This window comes from Flavobacterium sp. WC2409, from assembly GCF_041200085.1.
Taxonomy (GTDB): Bacteria; Bacteroidota; Bacteroidia; order Flavobacteriales; family Flavobacteriaceae; genus Flavobacterium.
This window is the reverse complement of sequence record NZ_CP165625.1, coordinates 3,302,901-3,326,641: the sequence shown is the minus strand read 5'-3', so window position 1 is coordinate 3,326,641 and position 23,741 is coordinate 3,302,901. Positions and strand designations below refer to the sequence as shown.

Annotated in this window: 18 protein-coding genes; 10 read left to right on the top strand and 8 right to left on the bottom strand. The window is 34.3% G+C overall.

The features are described from left to right. Positions 1-2: 2 nt before the first annotated feature. Positions 3-1,217, bottom strand: coding sequence for an aminotransferase class V-fold PLP-dependent enzyme (locus AB3G34_RS14195; RefSeq protein WP_369752826.1), 1,215 nt, complete (start codon positions 1,215-1,217; stop codon positions 3-5). Positions 1,218-1,380: 163 nt separating this feature from the next. Here AB3G34_RS14195 and AB3G34_RS14190 point away from each other — a divergent pair, with 163 nt between their 5' ends. Continuing rightward, positions 1,381-2,754 carry a serine hydrolase domain-containing protein gene (locus AB3G34_RS14190; protein ID WP_369752825.1) on the top strand — a complete coding sequence of 458 codons (1,374 nt, stop codon included), beginning with the start codon at positions 1,381-1,383 and terminating at the stop codon, positions 2,752-2,754. Between the two features lie 182 nt (positions 2,755-2,936). On the opposite strand, the gene sufD is transcribed toward AB3G34_RS14190, so the two are convergent. The 5 genes from sufD to AB3G34_RS14165 all read right to left on the bottom strand — a co-directional run bounded on the left by sufD (position 2,937) and on the right by AB3G34_RS14165 (position 7,506). Then, a complete protein-coding gene (sufD, locus tag AB3G34_RS14185; protein ID WP_369752824.1) occupies positions 2,937-4,253 on the bottom strand; it encodes a Fe-S cluster assembly protein SufD in 1,317 nt (438 codons plus the stop codon). 84 nt (positions 4,254-4,337) lie between these two features. Then, complete coding sequence (gene sufC / locus AB3G34_RS14180; RefSeq protein ID WP_367756053.1) at positions 4,338-5,084, bottom strand: Fe-S cluster assembly ATPase SufC; 747 nt, start codon at positions 5,082-5,084, stop codon at positions 4,338-4,340. A 43-nt stretch (positions 5,085-5,127) separates the two neighbouring features. After that, a complete protein-coding gene (locus tag AB3G34_RS14175; protein WP_369754108.1) occupies positions 5,128-5,484 on the bottom strand; it encodes a four helix bundle protein in 357 nt (118 codons plus the stop codon). A gap of 110 nt (positions 5,485-5,594) precedes the next feature. Beyond that, positions 5,595-7,043 (bottom strand): Fe-S cluster assembly protein SufB, encoded by a 1,449-nt coding sequence (sufB, locus tag AB3G34_RS14170; protein ID WP_367756049.1) that lies wholly within the window; start codon positions 7,041-7,043, stop codon positions 5,595-5,597. A gap of 133 nt (positions 7,044-7,176) precedes the next feature. Then, positions 7,177-7,506 carry a HesB/IscA family protein gene (locus tag AB3G34_RS14165; protein ID WP_367772652.1) on the bottom strand — a complete coding sequence of 110 codons (330 nt, stop codon included), beginning with the start codon at positions 7,504-7,506 and terminating at the stop codon, positions 7,177-7,179. Between the two features lie 187 nt (positions 7,507-7,693). On the opposite strand from AB3G34_RS14165, the gene AB3G34_RS14160 reads away from it, so the two are divergent. From AB3G34_RS14160 to AB3G34_RS14140, 5 genes are all read left to right on the top strand, one after another. Next, a complete protein-coding gene (locus AB3G34_RS14160; RefSeq protein ID WP_369752823.1) occupies positions 7,694-8,653 on the top strand; it encodes a YjgN family protein in 960 nt (319 codons plus the stop codon). A 4-nt stretch (positions 8,654-8,657) separates the two neighbouring features. Then, on the top strand, positions 8,658-9,725 hold the full coding sequence (locus tag AB3G34_RS14155; protein WP_369752822.1) for a M48 family metallopeptidase: 1,068 nt from the start codon (positions 8,658-8,660) through the stop codon (positions 9,723-9,725). A 219-nt stretch (positions 9,726-9,944) separates the two neighbouring features. After that, entirely contained in the window at positions 9,945-10,805 is an 861-nt protein-coding gene (locus AB3G34_RS14150; protein WP_369752821.1) for an MBL fold metallo-hydrolase, read from the top strand. 74 nt (positions 10,806-10,879) lie between these two features. Then, complete coding sequence (locus tag AB3G34_RS14145) at positions 10,880-12,505, top strand: S8 family peptidase (RefSeq protein WP_369752820.1); 1,626 nt, start codon at positions 10,880-10,882, stop codon at positions 12,503-12,505. A gap of 61 nt (positions 12,506-12,566) precedes the next feature. Continuing rightward, positions 12,567-14,441, top strand: a complete 1,875-nt coding sequence (locus AB3G34_RS14140; RefSeq protein ID WP_369752819.1) for a M1 family metallopeptidase — start codon at positions 12,567-12,569, stop codon at positions 14,439-14,441. Positions 14,442-14,496: 55 nt separating this feature from the next. Here the strand turns inward: AB3G34_RS14140 and AB3G34_RS14135 are convergent, their stop codons facing one another. Then, complete coding sequence (locus AB3G34_RS14135) at positions 14,497-15,450, bottom strand: L-threonine 3-dehydrogenase (protein WP_369752818.1); 954 nt, start codon at positions 15,448-15,450, stop codon at positions 14,497-14,499. Positions 15,451-15,675: 225 nt separating this feature from the next. Here AB3G34_RS14135 and AB3G34_RS14130 point away from each other — a divergent pair, with 225 nt between their 5' ends. The 4 genes from AB3G34_RS14130 to AB3G34_RS14115 all read left to right on the top strand — a co-directional run bounded on the left by AB3G34_RS14130 (position 15,676) and on the right by AB3G34_RS14115 (position 21,548). Further along, the gene (locus AB3G34_RS14130; RefSeq protein WP_369752817.1) at positions 15,676-16,278 is read left to right on the top strand and encodes a hypothetical protein; all 603 of its coding nucleotides are present in this window, start codon (positions 15,676-15,678) and stop codon (positions 16,276-16,278) included. After that, positions 16,271-19,645, top strand: coding sequence for a transcription-repair coupling factor (mfd, locus tag AB3G34_RS14125; protein ID WP_369752816.1), 3,375 nt, complete (start codon positions 16,271-16,273; stop codon positions 19,643-19,645). The genes AB3G34_RS14130 and mfd overlap by 8 nt, the downstream gene beginning before the upstream one ends. A 105-nt stretch (positions 19,646-19,750) precedes the next feature. Continuing rightward, positions 19,751-20,680, top strand: coding sequence for a helix-turn-helix domain-containing protein (locus AB3G34_RS14120; RefSeq protein WP_369752815.1), 930 nt, complete (start codon positions 19,751-19,753; stop codon positions 20,678-20,680). A gap of 100 nt (positions 20,681-20,780) precedes the next feature. After that, positions 20,781-21,548, top strand: coding sequence for an SDR family NAD(P)-dependent oxidoreductase (locus AB3G34_RS14115; RefSeq protein ID WP_369752814.1), 768 nt, complete (start codon positions 20,781-20,783; stop codon positions 21,546-21,548). Between the two features lie 94 nt (positions 21,549-21,642). Here AB3G34_RS14115 and AB3G34_RS14110 read toward each other — a convergent pair whose 3' ends face one another. Beyond that, complete coding sequence (locus AB3G34_RS14110; RefSeq protein ID WP_369752813.1) at positions 21,643-23,709, bottom strand: alpha-amylase family glycosyl hydrolase; 2,067 nt, start codon at positions 23,707-23,709, stop codon at positions 21,643-21,645. Between the last annotated feature and the right edge of the window lie 32 nt (positions 23,710-23,741).

The following is a 23,741-nucleotide window of genomic DNA, read 5'->3' as shown; positions in this document are numbered from 1 at the left end:
TATTAAGATAACATTGTTTGCGCTCTTTTTAACGCTTCAACCATCGCGTCAATCTCTTCTTTAGTATTATAAAAAGAAAATGAAGCTCTAATTGTCCCCGGTATTTTGAAATAATTCATGATGGGTTGCGCACAGTGGTGTCCTGTTCGTACCGCTATTCCTAATTTGTCAATTATCGTACCAATATCATAGGGATGAATTCCTTCAATATTAAATGAAATTACCGAAGTTTTTTCATTTGATGTACCAAAAATACGCAATCCCTCGATTTCTAACAATCGCTTGGTTCCGTATTCTAGTAATTCTAATTCTTGTCTTTGAATGTTGTCAAACCCTACTGCATTCATGTAATCAATAGCAGTTCCTAACACAATTCCACCAGCGATATTGGGTGTTCCTGCTTCAAATTTATGAGGCAATTCTGCATAAGTGGTTTTTTCGAAAGTTACTTCCTTGATCATTTCACCACCACCTTGATAAGGAGGTAATTTATTCAACCATGCTTCTTTTCCGTATAAAATACCAGTTCCTGTTGGCCCACACATTTTGTGTCCAGAGAAAACATAGAAATCACAATCTAATTCCTGAACATCTGGTTTTAGATGTGGAACCGCTTGAGCACCATCAATCAAAATAGCAGCACCTACTTGATGCGCTTTTTCAATCATATATTTAACAGGATTCACCGTTCCCAAAGCATTCGAAATATGATTTACAGTGACAATTTTGGTTTTGTCTGACAACAATTTGTCATATTCCGCCATAATCAATTCGCCTTTGTCATTCATAGGAATCACTTTTAGCGTGGCTCCTGTTTTCTCACATAACATTTGCCATGGCACAATATTGCTATGGTGTTCTAATGCAGAAACTAAAACTTCATCTCCTGGTTTTAAAATGGAAACAAATCCATTTGCGACTAAATTAATTCCAAAAGTCGTTCCTGAAGTAAAAAGTACTTCATGAGAAAATTTGGCATTGATATGATTTTGCACTTTGCCACGAGAAATCTCATAAGCATCAGTTGCCAATTGGCTTAAAGTATGGACCCCACGGTGAATGTTGGCATTGATTTCCTGATAATATTTGGAAATAGCGTCAATTACAATTTGTGGTTTTTGTGAAGTTGCTCCGTTATCGAAATAAACTAATGTTTTTCCGTTTACTTTCTCTGAAAGTATTGGAAAATCGGCTCTTATTTTTTGAATGTCTAGCATAATTATTTAGAAAAATTCTAAATACAAAAGTACTAAAAACTAAATTGTTTTAACCATCATTTTTAGATTTTCATTCCTGCTTTTTTGGGTTTCTATTTTAAAATAAATTAATGAAGTCGTGCCAAAAAAAGAATTAAATTGCAGAATAAACAATTCATATAATATGAAAAAAGTATTCAAACTTGTTGGTTTTGCATCATTTGCAGGTGTTTTTTATATCGGGTTCACGACTTATCCTAAATTGGATTTGATTTCTGGTTTTTCAGCCAAAAGTATTGCCTCAGGACATTTTATCGATAATCGTTCTCTAGTAATGATTGAGAAAGGGGATAATGATATCGAAATGATTGATTTGGCAACCAATGAAATTGATCAAAAAGACAATTTTGCGACCGCTTCTGTTTACGGATTGAAAGAACGAAAAGCGATTTATAGACCGGGTTTGGGCGCTACTTTGATTGATGATAATTTTGATACTTCTAAACCCTATGAGATACCAAAAAGGATTTTTGTAAAAAACAATTTACCCTTTCCGTATGGAAATAACGAACCAATGGATACTGTTTTCACCAATGTTGATTATGGTAAATTAAATGCGGCTGTAGCAAATGCTTTTGATAAAAAAGGTGCGATCGAAAAAAGGACGCGTTCTCTATTAGTGATTTATAAAGATAAAATCATTGCCGAAAAATACGATATTGGTTTTACTAAAGACAGTAAAATACTGGGTTGGTCGATGACCAAAAGTATTACGGCAACCTTATTTGGAATTCTTGCTAAAGAAGGAAAGTACAATATTAATACACCTGCTCCCATTGCTGAATGGAAGGATGATGATCGTAAAGTAATTACGACCAGTGATTTATTGCACATGAATTCGGGATTGGCTTGGGAAGAAAATTACAGCACGATTTGTGATGCTACAAAAATGCTGTTTCTAGCCGAAAATATGGGTAGGGTACAGCTCGAAAAACCCGTAGCTTTTAAACCTAATTCACATTGGAATTATTCATCGGGAACAACAAACTTGCTATCTTATATTTTGAGAAATCAGTTTAAAACCCATCAAGAATATTTGGATTTTTGGTACGCTGCCTTAATTGATAAAATAGGAATGAACTCGATGGTTGTTGAAACCGATATGGCAGGAAATTTTGTGGGTTCCTCATATGCTTGGGCAACAACACGTGATTGGGCTAAATTTGGCTTATTATATTTACATGAAGGAAACTGGAACGGTGAACAGTTGTTTGATACTGGTTGGGCTCAATATGTTGCTACACCTACTAATGGATCAAGAGGAGATTATGGAGCCCACTTTTGGTTGAATGCTGGTGGTCGTTATCCTGATGCACCAAAGGATTTATACTCGGCTAATGGATTTCAAGGGCAAAAAGTATTTATTATTCCGTCACTTGATTTAGTGATTGTGAGAATGGGGTTGACTGAAGATGCTAAATTTGATGTTAATGGTATGTTGAAAGGGATAATTGGAAGTTTTAATAAACAAGGTTTAACCGCAAAGTACACTAAGTAAAAAGTGCGAAGTTCACAAAGCTTTGTGTTTTTTAGCCCCGATAGCAATGGAAATCCTTTTATTGTTTTTCTTTAAAACAATAAAAGATTGCAATGTATAGCGGGAATAGCTCCAAAAATAAAATTACAAAGGGCGCAAAGTTTAAATAACTCTGCGCCCTTTGCGTATTTAATAGAATAAAACTACAAATCAAATCCCATTTTCACACCTAATTTATTGGCGATAATTTTGGTAATTCGTTGTTTTAATTCAGGTATTTTGATGTTTTCAATTACGGCATTCGAGAACGCATACATCAATAATGCTTTGGCTTCTTTTTTAGGAATTCCACGTGCTTGCATATAGAACATCGCTGTTTCGTCTAATTGACCAACAGTACAACCGTGAGAACATTTTACATCATCAGCAAAAATTTCTAATTGTGGTTTCGCGTTGATTGTTGCTTTGTCACTCAATAAAATGTTATTGCTTTTTTGGAAGGCATTTGTTTTTTGAGCATCTTTCTCCACATATACTTTTCCGTTGAAAACTCCTGTAGAACGATCAGAATAGATTCCTTTATAATCTTGGAAACTCTCGCAGTTTGGAGCTGAATGTTTCACTAGAGTATAATGATCCACGTGTTGCTTCTCACCAATAATCGTGATTCCGTTTAAAGTACTTGTCAAACGTTCACCAAAATGATAGAAATTCAAGTTGTTACGCGTTAAATTCCCTCCAAAAGAGAATGTATGCACTGATACATGGCTTTCTTTTTGTTGAGAAACGTAGGTGTTATCGATTAGATTAGCAGTCAGATTGTCATTTTGGATTTTGTAAAAATCTACAATTGCACGTTTTTGAGCAAAAATCTCGGTAACCGAATTGGTTAAAACAGGATTGTCATTCAAACTTTGATGACGCTCGATAATTTGTACATGAGAATTTTCCCCTACAATCACCAAGTTTCTTGGTTGTGTCATCAAGGCAGCTTCAGAACCAGTAGAGAAATACATGATTTCGATAGGTTTATCAGCCACTTTGCTTTTTGGGATATTGATATATGCTCCTTCATTGGCGAAAGCCGTATTCAACGAAGTCAAACTATCGTCTTTGCTGGCAATTTGGTTGAAGTAGGTATCAATAACCATTTTGTATTTTGGTTTAGTCAATGCTGATGCCATCAAGCAAACATCAATTCCCTCGTGAGTTGTTGATGATAAATGCGAACTGAAGATACCGTCAATAAACACTACTTTGTAAGTATCTATTTCGTGTAAAAAATATTTTTTTACATCCGAATACTGAATGTTACTTTCTGTTTTTGGAAAAACGGTAAAGTCATTTTTTAGGATGGCGTTTAGCGAAGTGTATTTCCAAGCTTCGTCTTTTTTGGTTGGGAAACCTTTATTTTCAAAGTTTTTTATCGCTTCTGTACGTACATCATGAAGTTCAGAGTGAACATCGATGCGCTCTTCAAAAGCCATAAAAGACGATACTAATTTTTCTTTTAAATCCATTTTTATATTTTTTGTTTAAAGTTTAAGGTTTAAAAGTTTAAAGTTGTTTTGAAGTAACTTTAAACTTTAGACTTTAAACAAATTTTAGTTTTCTGCTTTAATCCAGTCGTATCCTTTTTCTTCTAGCTCGTGTGCTAGTTCTTTTCCACCTGATTTTACAATTTTACCATTGTATAATACGTGAACAAAATCAGGAACGATATAATCTAATAAACGTTGGTAGTGCGTGATTACTACGATAGCGTTTTTGTCGCTTTTCAATTTGTTAACTCCATTTGCAACGATACGTAAAGCATCGATATCTAATCCAGAATCGGTTTCATCAAGAATAGCCAATTTTGGTTCTAACATTGCCATTTGGAAAATCTCGTTACGTTTTTTCTCTCCACCAGAAAATCCTTCGTTAAGAGAACGAGATAAAAATTTACGGTCAATTTCTAATAATTCTGATTTCTCACGAATTACCTTCAACATTTCGTTAGCTGGCATTTCGTCTTGTCCTTTTGCTTTACGTGTTTCATTAATAGCCGTTCTCATGAAGTTCGTTACCGACACTCCTGGAATTTCTACTGGATATTGAAACGAAAGGAAAACTCCTTTGTGTGCTCTTTCTTCTGGAGCTAGTTCCGAAAGGTCTTCACCGTCTAAAGAGATTTCGCCTTCAGTAACTTCGTAAGTTTCGTTTCCTGCGATGATAGATGCTAGGGTACTTTTTCCAGCACCGTTTGGTCCCATTATCGCGTGAATTTCTCCTGCTTTTACTTCAAGATTAATTCCTTTTAATATTTCTTTGTCGCCTATTGAAGCGTGTAAATTTTTTATGCTTAACATCCTTTTTTAGTTGTTTAAAGTTTAAAGTTTAAAGTTCTTGTGTTTACTGAAACTTGGTTCCTTTAAAATCTTTCTTGTTTAAATATGATATAAAATTGTTTATTTTTCCACTTAAATTTTCGAAGTCAGTTTTTAAAATTCCAAACTTAACAACGTCGATATAATTGTAATCTAGCACTCGGTATAATTGCGATCTTGTTTCTCCAGCGGATCCTTTTGCAATAGACAAAAATTGTCTAAATTCTAAATTTCCATTTCTTTCAAACCCTTCGGCAATATTATCCATTACGGAACCAGATGATGCTTTTATTTGATCTCTAAACCTGAAATCATTTTTCAAATCGGTTTCTACAGTTATCAAATGAATTTCTTTGGCTAGTCGTCTTGCTTCTTTCCAAATTTATAAATCTTCAAAACGTGTAATTGTAGCCATTTATTTTTGTTTAAATTTTAACGGTTAAAGTTACTCATAAGTTGCTCAACTTTAAACCTTAAACTTTAAACTAATTTTTAACCTACACTTCCTTCTAAACTAATTTCAAGTAATTTTTGTGCTTCAACTGCGAATTCCATTGGTAACTTATTCAAAACCTCTTTACTGAAACCGTTTACGATTAAAGCAATTGCTTTCTCCGTTGGAATTCCACGTTGGTTGCAATAGAAAACTTGGTCTTCACCAATTTTACTAGTCGTAGCTTCGTGTTCTATTTTGGCTGTTGGATTTTTACTTTCTATATATGGGAATGTATGCGCTCCACAATTGTTACCCATTAATAGGGAATCACATTGCGAAAAGTTACGTGCATTATCCGCACGCGCGCTAATTTGTACTAATCCTCTATAACTGTTTTGTGATTTTCCAGCAGAAATTCCTTTAGAAATAATAGTCGATTTAGTGTTTTTACCTAAATGGATCATTTTAGTCCCCGTATCGGCTTGTTGGAAATTATTGGTAACAGCAATCGAGTAAAATTCTCCTACTGAATTGTCTCCCTTTAATATCACTGATGGATATTTCCAAGTAACAGCAGAACCTGTTTCTACCTGTGTCCAAGAGATTTTTGCGTTTGTTTCGCAAATTCCTCTTTTAGTCACAAAATTGAAAACTCCCCCTTTACCTTCTTTGTTTCCAGGGTACCAGTTTTGTACGGTTGAATATTTAATTTCAGCATCTTCAAGGGCAATCAATTCAACTACAGCTGCGTGTAATTGGTTTTCATCACGGCTTGGAGCGGTACAACCTTCTAGGTATGAAACGTAACTTCCTGCATCAGCAACGAGTAATGTTCTTTCAAATTGTCCTGTTCCTGCTTGATTAATTCTAAAATAAGTCGAAAGTTCCATTGGACAACGAACCCCTTTTGGAATATAACAAAAAGATCCATCAGAGAATACAGCCGAGTTTAATGCGGCGTAAAAGTTGTCTTTTTGTGGAACAACAGTTCCTAAATATTTACGAACTAATTCTGGATGCTCTTTTATAGCCTCAGAAATACTCATAAAAATAATTCCTTTTTCTCCTAATGTTTTCTTGAATGTTGTTGCTACTGAAACAGAGTCAACCACGATATCCATGGCTACATTATTCATCATCTTTTGTTCGTCAACTGAGATACCTAACTTTTTATACATTTCTAAAAGTTCAGGATCTACATCGTCTAATGTTTTATTAGGATCTACGGCTTTTGGAGCTGAATAGTAGGAAATCGCTTGAAAATCTGGTTTTGCATAATGTACGTTTGCCCATTCTGGTTCGGTCATTTCTTGCCATGCACGAAATGCTTCAATTCTCCAGTCGGTCATCCATTGTGGCTCTCCTTTTTTATGGGAAATAGCGCGAACGATATCTTCATTTAAACCAATAGGAAACGTCTCCGATTCCAAATCAGTATAAAATCCATATTCATATTCTTTAGTTTCGAGTTCGATTTTTAAATCGTCTTCTGTGTATTTGCTCATTCTTATTTAAAGATTTAAAGATTTAAGATTCAAAAATTGAATAATGACCTTTATTATTTGTGTCTTAAAGTTTTAGAGTCTAAATTTTCAATATCAATCAAAGCCTTTTGACTTTATGACTTTTAACTTTCGACTATAGGGAGAAACTTTCTCCACATCCACAAGTTCTAGTTGCGTTTGGGTTATTGAAAACAAACCCCTTCCCGTTTATTCCTCCTGAAAACTCTAAAATAGTCCCAGCTAAATAAAGGAAAGATTTTTTCTCGACAGCAATTGTTATTTCGTTGTCTATGAAAATTTTGTCTTCTTCGTTTTTGGTTTTGTCAAATTTCAAATCATAAGACAAACCAGAACATCCGCCACTTTTCACACCTACTCTTACGTAGTCTGTAGCAGCATCAAAACCGTCCTCTTTCATCAAATCGACGATTTTCTTTTTGGCAGTATCAGAAACCTTTATCATTGTTATATTGATTTTGTCTAAATTAACCACAAAGATAGTATATAAAAACCTTTTTCCATAATTGATAACATTTTTATAACTAATGTCAAAATAGAAAAAAGCTATGTTAAAGCGGAAATAAAAATCAATATATTTAACAAATATTTTTTTGTACAAAAAACCTTGTTATTAATTTACTAAAACTATTATGGAAGAAACTTCACAAACAGGAAAAAATTATAAGCTTGATTTTCAAGGAAAAGGGAATGAGTTCTTTGGAATTATAATTATAAACTGGCTTTTAACAATTTGTACACTTGGCATTTATTATCCTTGGGCAAAGGCTAAAAAATTACAATTTTTATATGGACAAACGTCCTTAAATGGAGATGCTTTTGCTTTTCACGGTACTGGAAAAGAAATGTTTAAAGGTTTTTTGAAGGCTATATTGTTGTTTTTGATCTTAGGAGGGATATTTGGATTTTTTATGTATTTGCAAATGCCTTTAGTGGGATTGCTTTTATTTTATTTTGGAATTTTCGCCATTTTGCCTTTGGCAATACATGGGTCGTATCGCTATAGAATGTCTAAAACTTCTTGGCGAGGGATTCGTTTTGGATATCGAGGAGATAAACAAGAATTAGCCATAAATTTTGTCAAATGGATTTTCTTGACGATAATTACTTTTGGTATTTACGGACCTTGGATGAGTATTAATTTGAGAAAATATTTAGTTGGGAATGTTCGTTTTGGTGACGCTGAGTTTGATTATAGTGGAGATGGTTCGGATTATTTTATATTAAATCTTAAAGGCTATTTCTTATCAATTTTCACTCTTGGGATTTACTTTTTTTGGTGGCAAAAGGATCTTTTTGAATACTACATTGACAACCTAACAGTTAACAAAGAAAATAAAGAAATACGTTTAAATTCAACGGTAACAGGTGGTGGCTTCTTTAAATTGGCAATCGTAAATTTGGCGATTATTGTTTTTACACTTGGACTAGGTTATGCATGGGCGGTGACAAGAACGTTAAATTATATTTTCAATAATATTCAATTAGACGGGAATATCGATTTAGATGCGCTTAATCAAACAGAAGAAAATTATAAAGATGCAACTGGGGAAGATTTAAGTGATTTCCTCGATTTAGATTTTGTTATGTAAGCCAATGAAAAATCAAGCAACAGGAATTTTCTATGATGGAAATTCATCGGTGCCACAGGAAGTGGTATTTCTTTTTGACTCTAATGCAGCAACACTTGTTTTTGAAGCATCAAATGGAACTACTTATCAATGGAAATGCAGCGAAATAGGATTCGAAAAAACAGGTTCCAAATTGAGTTTTCGTCACAAAGTAGAAGTTTCCCAAAATGGATATACTACTGATTCGAAATTTATAGACGAAGTACTCACTTTTACAAAGAAAAAGGGACAATATGGTTGGTACCAAAGTCTTTTGGATTTAGGGACTACAATTCATCTAGGATTAGCAGTGGTTATTCTTGCAATTATAGGGTTATGTTATCTTTATGCCATTCCCTGGGTTGCTGAAAAATCAGTTGTTTTGATACCTGAAGAATATGATACTAAACTAGGAGATACTTTTTTTGAACAAAATGTTATTTTTAGCTCCATTGACTCTTCTAAAACAAAGGCTCTAAATGAGTTTGCCAAAGAATTAAAATTAAACAATACAAAACAGCTGAAGTTCTCCGTTGTAGATTCTGAAATTGTGAATGCTTTTGCACTTCCTGACGGCAATATTGTTGTTTATACAGGGATATTGGATTCGATGCAAAACTATGATGAGCTAGTGGGTTTATTGGGCCATGAAGCGGCACATGTAAACCACAGGCATTCCATGAAAATGTTATGCAGGAATTTATCGGGTTATTTGTTTGTTTCGGCAATTTTGGGAGATGTAAACGGGATTATGGCCACTATTGGGAACAACATAAATAGTTTACAATCGCTTTCTTTCTCTCGAGAATTTGAGCACCAAGCCGATGTTGAAGGATTTAATGTGTTAGTTATAAACAAAATAAATCCCATAGGTATGGCTAATCTATTTAAACGATTAGAGAATAAAAATTACATTTCGATGCCACAATTCTTAAGTTCGCACCCTATGACCGAAGACAGAATTACTTTCATGGAAAAGAGGATAAAAACAAAAAAATTTCAGATTGAGGACAATCAAAAATTAAAAAATTTATTTCAAAAAATGAAGAAGTAATTTTTCAAAGGTTTATAATGTACAACCCCAATTTAAAGTTTGAGTTACTTTAAAATTGGGGTTTTGTTTTTTAAGTTTAAGAACTAGATTTAATTGAAAGTTAAATACAGTCTTACTTTGATTAAAGAAGTGAAATTTACTTAAATTGCAAGACTTATTTGGTTTTGTATTTAGATTCTCTTACAACCATATAATTTATTAACCTTTCAAATCCTAAAAATGAAATTATATCCTATAGAAACTGGTAATTTTAAACTGGACGGTGGCGCTATGTTTGGTGTTGTTCCCAAAACAATTTGGAATAGAACCAATCCCGCTGATGAAAACAATTTAATTGATATTGCTGCAAGATGCTTGCTTATTGAAGACGAAAACCGATTGATTTTGATTGATACCGGAATGGGGAACAAGCAATCAGAGAAGTTTTTTGGGTATTATTCGCTTTGGGGTTCTCATTCTATGGATAAATCTTTGGCTAAATATGGTTTTCATCGTGATGATATTACAGATGTTTTTATGACACACTTGCATTTTGACCATTGTGGCGGAAGCGTGCAATGGAACAAAGATAAAACGGGTTATGAACCTGCGTTTAAAAATGCCAAATTCTGGTCGAATGAAAATCATTGGGAATGGGCTACAAAACCAAACCCAAGAGAGAAAGCATCGTTCTTGTCTGAAAATATTTTACCAATGCAGGAAAGCGGGCAATTGAATTTTATAAAAAGACCTGAAGGTGATTTCTTAGAAAAATCAGACTTAGGTTTTGGGATTTTCTTTGCAGATGGTCATACGGAGAAACAGATGATTCCTCACATTCAATATAAAGATAAAACAATCGTTTTTTGTGCTGATTTATTGGCTACAGCCGGACACATTCCAGTAGCTTATGTTATGGGATATGATACCAGACCATTATTAACGATGCCCGAAAAAACTAAATTCCTAAATGCAGCTGCTGATAATAATTATTATTTATTTTTGGAACACGATGCTCATAATGAAATTATAACAGTGCAACATACGGAGAAAGGCGTTCGATTAAAAGATGTTTTCAGTTGTGAGGAAATCTTAAAATAGTGTTAATCTGCCTATTTTTGTAACAAAATAAATTATTTTAGACAAATATTTAAAATCTTATAAAATATCAATAAATGAATAGTATTAAACCTATTTTACTTTCTGCTTTTGCCGTTATGGTGTTGGCGGGATGTGGAGCTCAAAAACAAGTTTCAAGCCTTAGTTCAGTTGCCCTAATAAGTGCCCCTTTAAATATTAAGAAAGTTGCCCCTTTAAAAGAAAGCGAATTAAAACGCTGGAGTCACTTAGATATTGTAAAAGATACGATTCCAGGAATGAGTGTTGATAGAGCGTATTCGGAATTATTAAAGAACAAAACGGGTGTAAAAGTTATTGTTGGAATTGTAGATTCTGGTGTGGACATCGAACATGAAGATTTAAAAGATGTGGTTTGGACCAATACAAAAGAGATTCCAGGAAACGGAATTGATGATGATAAAAACGGTTACATTGATGATATTCATGGTTGGAACTTCCTTGGAGACATTACAAAAGAAAATTTAGAATACGAAAGAATTATAAAGGATAAAAGTTTAGTTGACGAGGCGACATATCTTGAAGCTAAAAAACTAAATGATGACAAAATTGCTGAAGCAAAAGCTGGAAAAGAGCGTTTGGAAGAATTGTTATTTGGAACTTCAAATGCAGATGCCGTTTTAACGAAACATTTTGCAAAACCAGTATATACCATTAAAGAAGTAAATGAAATAGAATCAAAAGACTCTACACTTTTGGGAAGCAAAGTAATGATGCAAAGAATGCTTTCTTATGGATTGAGCGTTCCGGAATTAAAAGTTGCTATTAAAGATGATATTGATGGAATGATTGCATTGCTTAATGGTGATAATCTAAAACAAAACTATAGAGCTGTTGTAGGTGACAATCCAAACGATATTACAGATATAAAATACGGAAATAATAACGTGATGGGACCGGACAAAGAGAAAATCCTTCATGGAACTCATGTTGCCGGAATTGTAGCTCAAGTTAGAAATAACGGTATAGGTGGAGACGGAATCGCATCTAATGTTGAAATTTTAACGGTACGTGCTGTGCCAGATGGTGATGAGTATGATAAAGATATTGCATTAGGAATTCGTTATGCAGTTGATAATGGAGCCAAAGTAATTAACGGAAGTTTTGGTAAAAGTTTTTCACCACACAAGCAATGGGTTTACGACGCTATTAAATATGCCGAAAAGAAAGATGTATTAATCGTTCATGCCGCAGGAAATGATGCGGAAGATATTGATAGTTACAATAATTATCCAAATGATTCTGATGACAAGAAAACAGAATTTGCTGATAACATGATTACTATTGGAGCATTAAATTTTGATTACAGCGATAAAGTGGTGGCCCGTTTTTCAAATATTGGAAAAGTGAATGTGGATGTTTTTGCTCCAGGAGTAAAAATTTATGCTTCGACACCTAATAATACGTACAAATATTTACAAGGGACGTCAATGGCTTCACCAAATGTTGCTGGAGTTGCGGCTATTATTCGTTCGTATTATCCTAAATTATCTGCTTCACAAGTAAAACACATATTGATGGATTCTGGAGTGGCTATTACTACAAATGTTATTGTTGGAGGTAATCCAAAAGATACACGTTCATTTACTACTTTGTCTAAATCAGGGAAAATGGTGAATGCTTACAATGCTATTTTAATGGCTGATAAAATGTCAAAAAAATAAATTATATACTTATTAATCTAATGGAAGGACGGAAGTTCTTCCATTTTTTATTTTAAAAAAAATGAGAAAATTACTTTTACTTTCAATTGTCACATTCAATTTCGGGTCCTTAATGGCTCAAAATTCTACCTATTGGCAACAGCATGTTGATTACAAAATGGAGGTTGCTATGGATGTGAAAAACTACCAATACAAAGGAAAGCAAGAATTGGTATATACTAACAATTCATCCGATACTCTTAAAACAGTTTATTACCATTTATTCAATAATGCTTTTCAGCCAGGAAGCGAAATGGATGCACGCTTACACAGCATCAAAGATCCTGATGGAAGAATGGTAAACAAAGTTACTGTAGAGGGTAAAGAAGTTAAAGTAAGCCGAATTGAAAGTTTAAAACCGAACGAAATAGGATATTTAAAAATCACTAATTTCAAACAAGATGGTGTTGATGCTGCTGCAAAAACTGTAGGGACAATTCTAGAAGTTACTTTGGCTAAGCCAATTTTACCTAATACAAAAACAACATTTACGCTTGATTTTGACGGACAAGTCCCAGTACAAATTCGTCGTTCTGGTAGAAATAATTCCGAAGGAGTAGAGTTGTCAATGGCGCAATGGTATCCAAAAATGGCCGAATTTGATTTCGAAGGTTGGCATGCTGATCCGTATATCGCTAGAGAATTTCATGGTGTTTGGGGAAATTTTGATGTAACTATCAATATCGATAAGGATTATACTTTAGGAGGTTCAGGATATTTACAAAACCAAAACGAAATAGGACATGGGTATCAAGATGAAGGAGTTACTGTAGCATATCCGAAGAAAACTAAAACATTAAGCTGGCATTTTGTAGCGCCTATGGTGCACGATTTTACTTGGGCTGCTGATAAAAATTACATCCACGATGTAGTAAAAGGACCAAATGATGTGGCTTTACATTTCTTGTATAAAGACTACCCAAAAACAGTGGAGAATTGGAAAAAACTAGAGCCAATGATGGTGAAGGTGATGGATTTTTATAATAAAAACATTGGAAATTATCCTTACAAACAATACTCTTTTATTCAAGGTGGAGATGGCGGAATGGAGTATGCTATGTGTACGTTAATGTTAGGAAACGGAACCTTAGAAGGAATTTATGGTACGGCAACGCATGAGTTGGGACACTCTTGGTTCCAACATATTTTAGCCTCAAATGAGTCTAAACATCCTTGGATGGATGAAGGATTTACTACTTATGTAGAGGATTTAGCTATCAATGAATTATCGGGAAAAAAAGTAGCAAACCCTTTTGAAGGAAATTACAAAGCCTATTATAGATTAGTAGAATCAGGTAAAGAGCAACCACAAACAACGCATGGGGATCGTTATGATGAGAATAGACCCTATAGCATTTCTTCCTACGTAAAAGGAAGTATCTTTTTGTCACAGTTGCGATATGTTATTGGAGATGATAAATTGGCAGAAACTATCAAAAGATATTTCCATGATTTTAAATTCAAACATCCTACGCCTAACGATATCAAAAGGAGTGCAGAACGTGTTTCGGGAGCAAATCTAGATTGGTATTTAGTGGATTGGACTGAGACTACTAACACGATTGATTACGGAATCAAAGCCGTAACGGAAAATGGAGATCAAACAACAGTAAGTTTGGAAAGAATAGGAAGAATGCCAATGCCGATTGACTTAACTGTAGAATACACAGATGGAACTTCAGAAAGTTTTTATGTTCCTTTACGTATGATGAGTTTTGTAAAAGAAAATCCAAATCCATTAGTTAAAAGAACGGTTTTAAACGACTGGACTTGGGCAGCATCTAATTATGATTTTACGATTGCTAAACCCAAAAGTACTATCAAGAAAATCACTATTGATCCAAGCGGATTAATGGCTGATGTAAAACAAACGAATAACTTTTATGAAGTAAAGTAATATTTTATTGAGCATAAAAAAAGTCTAGTTATATAACTAGACTTTTTTTATGCTTTTATTTTTCTTTTAATTTACTTAGATTCTCTAACATATCAACTGTCATGGTTTCCAAATCATATTTGTGTTTCCATCCCCAATCTTCTCGAGCTTGATGGTCATCAATACTAGCAGGCCAACTGTTGGCTATTTTTTGACGAAAGTCGGGTTCATAGGTAATTGTAAAATCTGGGATGTGTTTTTTGATTTCAGCTGCAATTTCTGTTGGTGTAAAACTCATGGCTGCCAAGTTATAGGACGAATGAATTTTGATTTCTTCTTCTGGCGCCTGCATGATTTGAATCGTTGCTGCAATCGCATCATCCATATACATCATCGGCATTTTAGTTTCTGAGGATAAAAAGCATTCGTATTTTTTATCCGAAAGGGCTTTGTGAAAAATATCAACAGCATAGTCAGTAGTTCCACCACCTGGAGGCGAAGACCAGCTAATTAAACCTGGATAACGGATGCTTCTCACATCCACTCCAAAGATATTATGGTAATATTCGCACCATCTTTCGCCAGCTTGTTTACTGATTCCATAAACCGTAGAAGGCTCCATTATGGTATATTGTGGAGTATTCTCCTTAGGTGTGGTAGGTCCAAAAACAGCGATACTTGAAGGCCAGAATATTTTTTTTATTTTTTTGGCTTTCGCCAAATTCAGAACGTGAAATAACGAGTTCATATTCAAATCCCAAGCAAATGCAGGGTTTTTCTCTGCAGTTGCTGATAGTAAAGCAGCCATTAAATACACATCAGTTATATTATGGATTTCTACTAAATGCTCGATTTGGTTAAAATCCAACGCATTTATAACTTCAAAAGGCCCAGAATTAACAACGTCAATATTTAGTTTTCTGATATCAGACGCTATAACATTTTCGACTCCATAAATTTTTCTCAATGAAAGAGTCAACTCGGTACCAATTTGGCCACAAGCTCCAATAATCAATATTTTTGTACTCATTTGAATGTGATTTAAAGGACAAAGATAACGTTTTCGTAAACAGTTTAATCGCCTCGAAGCGAGTTTGCAAATTGTATAAATAAACACTTAAAATCATAATTGTATAAATCTTTTTTTGGCATTTTTAATGCTAAAAACGCAGTGTTTGAAGCTGAATTGTAATTCCTGTTTTCAGGCCTTTATTTATAAATTTACTTTGTAACTTTGTGCTTCAATGCAATTACGATGAAATATAAAATTATATATGCTTTTTTTACGGTGCTAATTCTTTCTTCATGTAAAAATGACGATCAAAAAAGAGTGGCTGAAAACGAAAAAGAAGCTAAAAAGAAAGAACTTATTTTTTCTACTATAAATAAAGGTTGGGTTTTTTATGACACACCAATTAATGATGCTTCTGAAGCCAGTGTTGCATCTTGGAATGAGTTCCGTCAATTTTTGGCTGAACTAGCCATTAAGCCCAAAAAGACTATTGGGGCATTTCAACAAAAATCGGCAGCCATTTCAAAGAAAGCGATGGCGTTGAATAACAATATTCCATATCAATACAACAAGCCTCAAATAAAAAGTAGGATTTCGACCTTGATTACTAAAGTTCGTATGTTAGACTTATTCATTCATTTAGACAATATTCCTGATCAAAAAGTCATTCATATAATTGCTGAAATAAATAATGAACTGAGTTCCTTGCAAAGACAAATGGATAAAATCGTTGAAAAAGGCAAAATTCCAGTCGAAGAAGGAGAGTCTGAGTTAAAACAAATGATGGACGCTTCAAGAGCAATCCCAAACACCCCAATTGACCCAAATACCCCTCGCGTTGAGTAAAAAAAATCTATACAACACTTACGATAGTTCGCCTAAAACGAAACAAATTGTTGATTGTTTACAAGAAAATAATCAAGTAAAAATGCATCTTAGCGGTTTGCTTGGATCGGCCGTTTCATTTGTAATTCAAGCTTTATTCAAGAAAGCCGAACTTCCTTTTTTAATTGTATTAAATAATAAAGAGGAAGCCGCTTATTATTTGAATGATTTAGAGCAAATGATAGGCGATAAAGATGTTTTATTTTATCCAGGTTCCTATCGCCGTCCGTACCAAATTGAAGATACCGATAATGCGAATGTTTTGCTACGCGCTGAGGTGTTGAACCGCATCAATTCTCGCAAGAAACCAGCTGTTATTGTCAGTTATCCCGAAGCGCTATTTGAAAAAGTAGTAACCCGCAGAGATTTAGATAAGAACACACTAAAAGTAGCGGTTGGAGACCAACTTTCTATCGACTTTATCAATGAGGTTTTATTCGAATATGAATTTAAACGGGTTGATTTTATTACGGAACCAGGGGAGTTTTCGGTACGTGGTGGAATTGTAGATGTTTTTTCTTTTTCGAATGATAATCCGTACCGAATAGAGTTTTTTGGTAACGAAGTAGATAGTATTCGAAGCTTTGATGTAGGGACACAATTGTCTATCGAAATTCAAAAAAAGATTACCATTATCCCTAATGTGGAGAATAAAGTATTTCAAGAAAACAGAGAAAGTTTCTTGGATTATATTTCGGAAAAAACGGTAATTTTTATTCAAAACACAGAGGATTTATTTTCACAATTAGACAAACAATTTGCGAAAGCTGAAGAAGCTTTTGAGAAATTATCCAAAGATATAAAGCACGCAACACCAGAACAATTGTTTCTCAATCAATCGGCTTTTATCAAGAGAGCTTTAGATTTCTCGGTTGTAGAATTCAGTTCTAAAGCCATTTTTCGAACTACTAAAAAATTCGAATTCCACATTCAACCGCAACCATCTTTCAATAAGCAATTTGATTTGTTGTTAAATAACCTGAATGAAAATCATTTTAACGGATATAAAAATTATTTGTTTTGTTCGAATGAGGCCCAAGCCAAACGCTTTCATGATATTTTTGAAACCTTAGATGAAGCCAATTCTGAGAATATTCGAAAACAATACAGCACTATCGTTTTACCTTTGTACCAAGGTTTTATTGATGAAGAAAATCAAATTGCCTGTTATACCGATCACCAAATTTTTGAACGCTACCATAAATTTAGCATCAAAAATGGCTATTCGAAAAAACAGAATATCACTTTAAAAGAATTAACGACTTTGTCGGTTGGGGACTATGTGACGCATATCGATCACGGTATTGGGCGTTTTGGAGGATTACAAAAGATACAAGTTGAAGGCAAAACGCAGGAAACAATTAAATTAGTTTATGCTGATAATGATATTGTTTATGTGAGTATTCATTCGCTACACAAAATCTCAAAATATACGGGTAAAGACGGAACACCTCCTAAAATTTATAAATTAGGATCGAATGCTTGGAAAGTTTTAAAACAAAAAACTAAGGCCAGAGTCAAACATATTGCCTTCAACTTGATTCAGTTGTATGCCAAAAGGAGACTCGACAAAGGATTCCAGTTTGCACCAGATAGTTATTTGCAAAACGAATTAGAAAGTTCGTTTATTTACGAAGATACACCGGATCAAACTAAATCTACAGCCGAAGTAAAAGCGGATATGGAAAGCGACCGACCAATGGATCGGTTGGTTTGTGGAGACGTAGGATTTGGAAAAACAGAGGTGGCGATTCGTGCCGCTTTTAAGGCAGTTGATAATAGTAAACAAGTAGCGATTTTGGTTCCTACAACCATTCTAGCCTACCAACATTACCGAACATTTACCGAAAGGCTAAAAGACATGCCAGTTTCTATTGGGTACTTAAATCGTTTTAGAACAGCCAAACAAAAAGCAGAAACGCTAAAGTTATTAGCCGAAGGAAAACTAGATATAGTAATTGGAACACATCAATTAGTCAATAAAAATGTAGTCTTTAAGGATTTAGGTTTATTGATTGTAGATGAGGAACAAAAATTTGGTGTCAATGTAAAAGACAAATTAAAAACAATAGCAGCCAATGTGGATACGTTGACCTTAACGGCAACGCCTATCCCAAGAACCTTGCAATTCTCATTGATGGCAGCGCGTGATTTATCCGTAATTACAACGCCACCGCCTAATAGATATCCTATTGAAACGAATGTAGTAGGTTTTAGCGAAGAGCTAATTCGCGATGCTATTTCGTATGAAATTCAGCGTAACGGACAGGTTTTCTTTATTAATAATCGAATTGAAAACATTAAGGAAGTTGCTGGAATGATTCAGCGATTAGTTCCTAATGCCAGAGTAGGTATTGGTCACGGCCAAATGGAAGGAAAAAAACTCGAGGAATTGATGTTAGCCTTCATGAACGGAGAATTTGATGTATTGGTTGCAACTACTATCATCGAAAGTGGATTAGATGTTCCCAATGCGAATACCATTTTTATTAATAATGCCAATAATTTTGGATTGTCTGATTTGCATCAAATGCGTGGTCGAGTAGGGCGTAGTAACAAAAAAGCATTCTGTTACTTTATATGTCCTCCATATTCAGCGATGACAGATGATGCCAGAAAACGAATTCAAGCACTAGAACAATTCAGCGAACTAGGAAGCGGATTTAATATTGCCATGAAAGATTTAGAGATTCGTGGTGCAGGAGATTTATTAGGTGGAGAGCAATCTGGTTTTATAAACGAAATTGGTTTTGATACCTATCAAAAAATCATGAATGAAGCTATTGAGGAATTGAAAGAAAACGAATTCAAAGACTTATATCCTACCGAGAATAATATAGAAACCAAGGAATACGTAAAAGATCTTCAAATTGATACGGATTTTGAATTATTATTTTCTGACGAGTACATTAATAATATTAGTGAGCGTCTTAATTTGTACAATGAATTAGGAGCGATTAAAAGCGAAGAAGATTTACAGGTTTTCCAGAAAAAATTGATTGACCGTTTTGGTCCTATGCCACCACGAGCGATTGCTTTAATGAACAGCATACGAATCAAATGGATTGCTAGTGGAATTGGTATAGAGAAGCTAGTAATGAAACAAGGCAAGATGATTGGTTATTTTGTATCCGATCAACAATCGGATTATTATCAATCGGCTCGTTTTCATAAAGTGTTGCAGTTTGTACAAAAACAAAGTAGTCTTTGTAAAATGAAGGAAAAACAAACTCCAAATGGTTTGCGTTTGCTATTGACTTTTGAGAATGTAAAATCAACTAGAAGAGCATTGGAATTGATGGAAATGTTGGGGGGAGTGGAAAAGTAATATTACAAATTAGCTCTTCTTTTAGACACAAATTAAAAAGCTTTCAATCGTAATCAGGTTGAAAGCTTTTTATTGTTATATTTGATTTTTACAAATTCATTCGCAATGAAATTAAAATCAATAGACGAGTTTTACCAAGAAATCTCTGGAGACGCTAGTACGGAATTGAGCAGCTTATTACCAGACGGTATCCAAAAAGAAATAGGACATTTCAATGTTTTTAATATCAAAGAACTTTATGAAAGATTAAAGGAAAAGTCATTTATGCCTTATGATCGAAGGGCCTATTATAAAATAAGTTTGATACGAGGAAAAAATAGAGTGGAGTATGCTGATAAAGTAATTGAAATTGAAAAGAATGCCCTTTTATTTGCTACGCCAAAAATACCTTATAACTATGTCCCACAGGATACCCAGCAGTCGGGGCATTTTTGTGTCTTTACCAGTGAATTTTTGACGAAGGACAAAATTGGAATTGAATTAGATAGCCTTCCTATTTTTCAAACAAATGGCTATCCTGTTTTCCAATTGACCGATGAAGAAGTCATTGAGGTTGATATGTTATTCAATAAAATTCATAAAGAAATCAATTCTGATTATGTGTATAAGTACGATTTGATTCGAAATTATGTTGCTGAGCTCATACACTTTGGACAAAAACTACAACCAGTAACGGCTTTGTATTCAAAACACAATTCGGCAGCTAGAGTTTCTTCGTTATTTTTAGAATTACTCGAAAGACAATTTCCCATAGAGTCGCCTCATCAACGATTAGAGCTAAAATCGGCCAAGGATTTTGCTGCGCGATTGGCTGTTCATGTCAATCACTTGAATAAAGTATTAAAAGAGAATTCAGGTAAAACTACAACCGAATTAATCAGTGAACGATTGATTTATGAGGCAAAGATTTTATTAAAAGAAACCGATTGGAATATTTCCGAAATTGCCTATTCACTGGGTTTTGAGGAACTGGCACATTTTTCCAATTTCTTTAAAAAACAAACTACATTGACGCCTTTGTCTTTTAGAGTTTAAAACGACATGATTTGAATTTTGCAAACTATGGATTGATATTTACAATTGATGAAGTGTACATCTGTATTAATTTTGTTCTATCAAATAAAAACAAATCAAAATGGAAAACAAAAAAAATAAAATCGCTCTAGTGACTGGTGGTAGTCGCGGATTAGGAAAAGAAATGGCTTTAAGTTTAGCTAAAAAAGGACTTGATGTAGTATTGACTTACCACAGTAAAAAGGAAGAAGCAGAAGTGGTTGTAGGTGAAATTGAAAAACTGGGACAAAAGGCAGTTGCAATTCAGTTGAATGTTGCGGAATCAAGTAGTTTTGATTCGTTTTTTCAAAATGTAACAACGGTTTTAAAAAGCACTTTTAATAAGGATAAATTTGACTTTTTAGTTAATAATGCAGGTGTGGGAGTTCATGAAGGTTTTTTAACAACTACCGAGGCTCAAGTAGACAACATGGTTAATATTCATTTTAAAGGAGCATTTTTTCTAACTCAAAAAGCGTTAGCAGTAATGAATGACGGTGGTGGAATTGTAAATATTTCTTCAGGATTAACTCGTTTTTCATTCCCAGGTTATGCTGCTTATGCAAGTATGAAAGGAGCAATAGAAACCTTGTCCAAGTACCAAGCAAAAGAATTGGGAGAACGAAAAATAAGAGTGAATATCGTGGCACCAGGAGCTATAGAAACTGATTTTGGTGGCGGTGCAGTTCGTGACAATGAACAATTAAACCAAATGATTGCTGCAATGACAGCATTAGGAAGAGTAGGCTTGCCAGACGATATTGGTAGCGTAGTTGCTTTTCTATGTACAGATGATGCTAAATGGGTCAATGCACAACGAATTGAAGTTTCAGGCGGAATGAATTTGTAAAAATAAATTCAAATAAGCTAAACTATTTTGAAAATATAAAAGGGTGTATGAAAAGTAATTCACACACCCTTTTTTTAGTTAATAGTTTTTTTAACTATTTTATAATCAGTTTTTTGGTAGCGTCTAAATTATTCGAATGAATTGAAATAAAATACATACCAGTTGCTAAATTGTGATTAATTATTGTAGAGGTATTAATCTCTTTTGTAAATACAATTTTACCGTTCAAATCAGTAATTTTAACAGTTGCTATATCATTTTGTTCTAATTCAGGTAAGGCTATATTAAATTGATTGTTGGTTGCTGGATTAGGATAAATAGTAATCGAACTAATTAGGTCTTCTTCATTCGAAAGAGTTTTTGAATTTGATACTTTTGAAGTAGAAGTTCCAGCCGCTACAGCATTCAATTGCCATTGTGCACTATAAAAACTGTCTTGAGCACCAGAATATTGGGCCGCTCCCGTTTGTCCTTCTACATTAACAATACTTGCCGGCTGCCATTTATTTCTAATTCTGATCCAAGTTCCATCAATATATTCTGGAGTCCATTGCGCACTCGACCAACCTGCCGTAATTGCGCCACATTGTACAGAACCGGTTTGATTTTCGATGTGCATGAACTCTCCTGTACCTAGGTTTTTGAATTGAGTGTAACGACCATCAATCATTACTTTTTCCCATCGATAATTATTGTTTGCTACTGTTGCCCCATAGGCTACATTATTCCCCGCATCGTAGAGATAGGTTCCTTTCCATCTATTTTGAATTGTATAATAATAGAGGTTTGTGACAACAAGATATTGATAAGGATTCAAAGTCATTGTTGCTCCTGAAGTCAAGTTAATTGTTGTACCAGAATAGACTTCTTTATACGAACCTGCCATGGCTGCTGGGACAACAAACGTAGATGATGAACCTCGGAGGTTGGTAAGAACAATAACTTTTTCGCTACCTGATGTTTTAGTAAAAGCACAAACATTGGTGTTTGAATAATTGGTCATTGTGCCACGTCTTATAGCTACGCTTGAATTTCTGAAATTTAGAATTTTAGTAAAATCATTTTTTGCGGTAGTGTTACCCCAATTAATTTTTACAGAGGTATACGGCCATGGAATTACCTGATTAAAATCTACTTCTTGTCCACTGGTTAACATAGGAACCCCTCGCATGTAAGCTGATACCAGAAAATTTGCAATTACTCCATCGTGACCTCCAAAAACATTCATGGCTGTTTCTGAAGTTTCGGTATCGTGATTAGCGGTATATCTAACCAGCTGCTGTGAGGCATTTGCCGAAGTGTATTCCGTATTTGTGGTCGTTTGAATTTGCGCAACAGAAGTGCCAGTATGTATAGGTTTCAGTGCCTCACCATACCATTTAAACCCAAAGTTCATGTCAAAACCGGAGGTGAAATTTTGTGCAAAGGTTCCTTCTGCAAAAAATATTAATTTGTGGGCACTAATTCCTCTTAAATTACTGATGGCTTGAGTCCAGAAAGCAGCAGGGGAATTGTCGGCAAAATCACAGCGATAGCCATCAATATTAGCAGCAAATACCCAAAAACGCATAGCATCAATCATAGCCGTTTTCATTGCTGTGCTGTTAAAATTTAATGCCGCGACATCAGGATAAGATCCTAATTGCTGAATTGCGCCGTTACTTTGAACATAGTAATCGGGATGTTGTGTAATCCATGGATGATCCCAAGAAGTTTGATTGGCAACCCAGTCCAAAATAACAGCCATTCCCCTGCTGTGAGCTGCATTAGTAAGGTTTCTTAAATCTGTTAAAGAACCATATTCAGCCCCTACTGTTTTAAACTCTTTGATACAATACGGTGAATTGGAACTTCTAGAGTCAGTTCCATATGGGTAAATAGGCATTAGATACAGTACATTAATACCGAGTGCTTTGATACGGTCTAAATCAGCAGTTACTGAGGCTAAATTTCCTGTCGCACTATGAGGGCGAATATGTACTTGATAAATAGTTGCATCTCTTGGATCTGGCACTCCTGTATATGGAGTTCCATATTGAGCAGGATCTTGAGCATAGATGGTGCTTGTAAATAAGATAATCAAAAGATTTAAACAAAGTAGTAGCTCTTTTGATTGGCTTAAACAGTTTATTAATAGTCTCGAAATGGTTTTTTTCTTCATTGGTTTTTTTGGTTTTTTGGTTAATTTTAAAA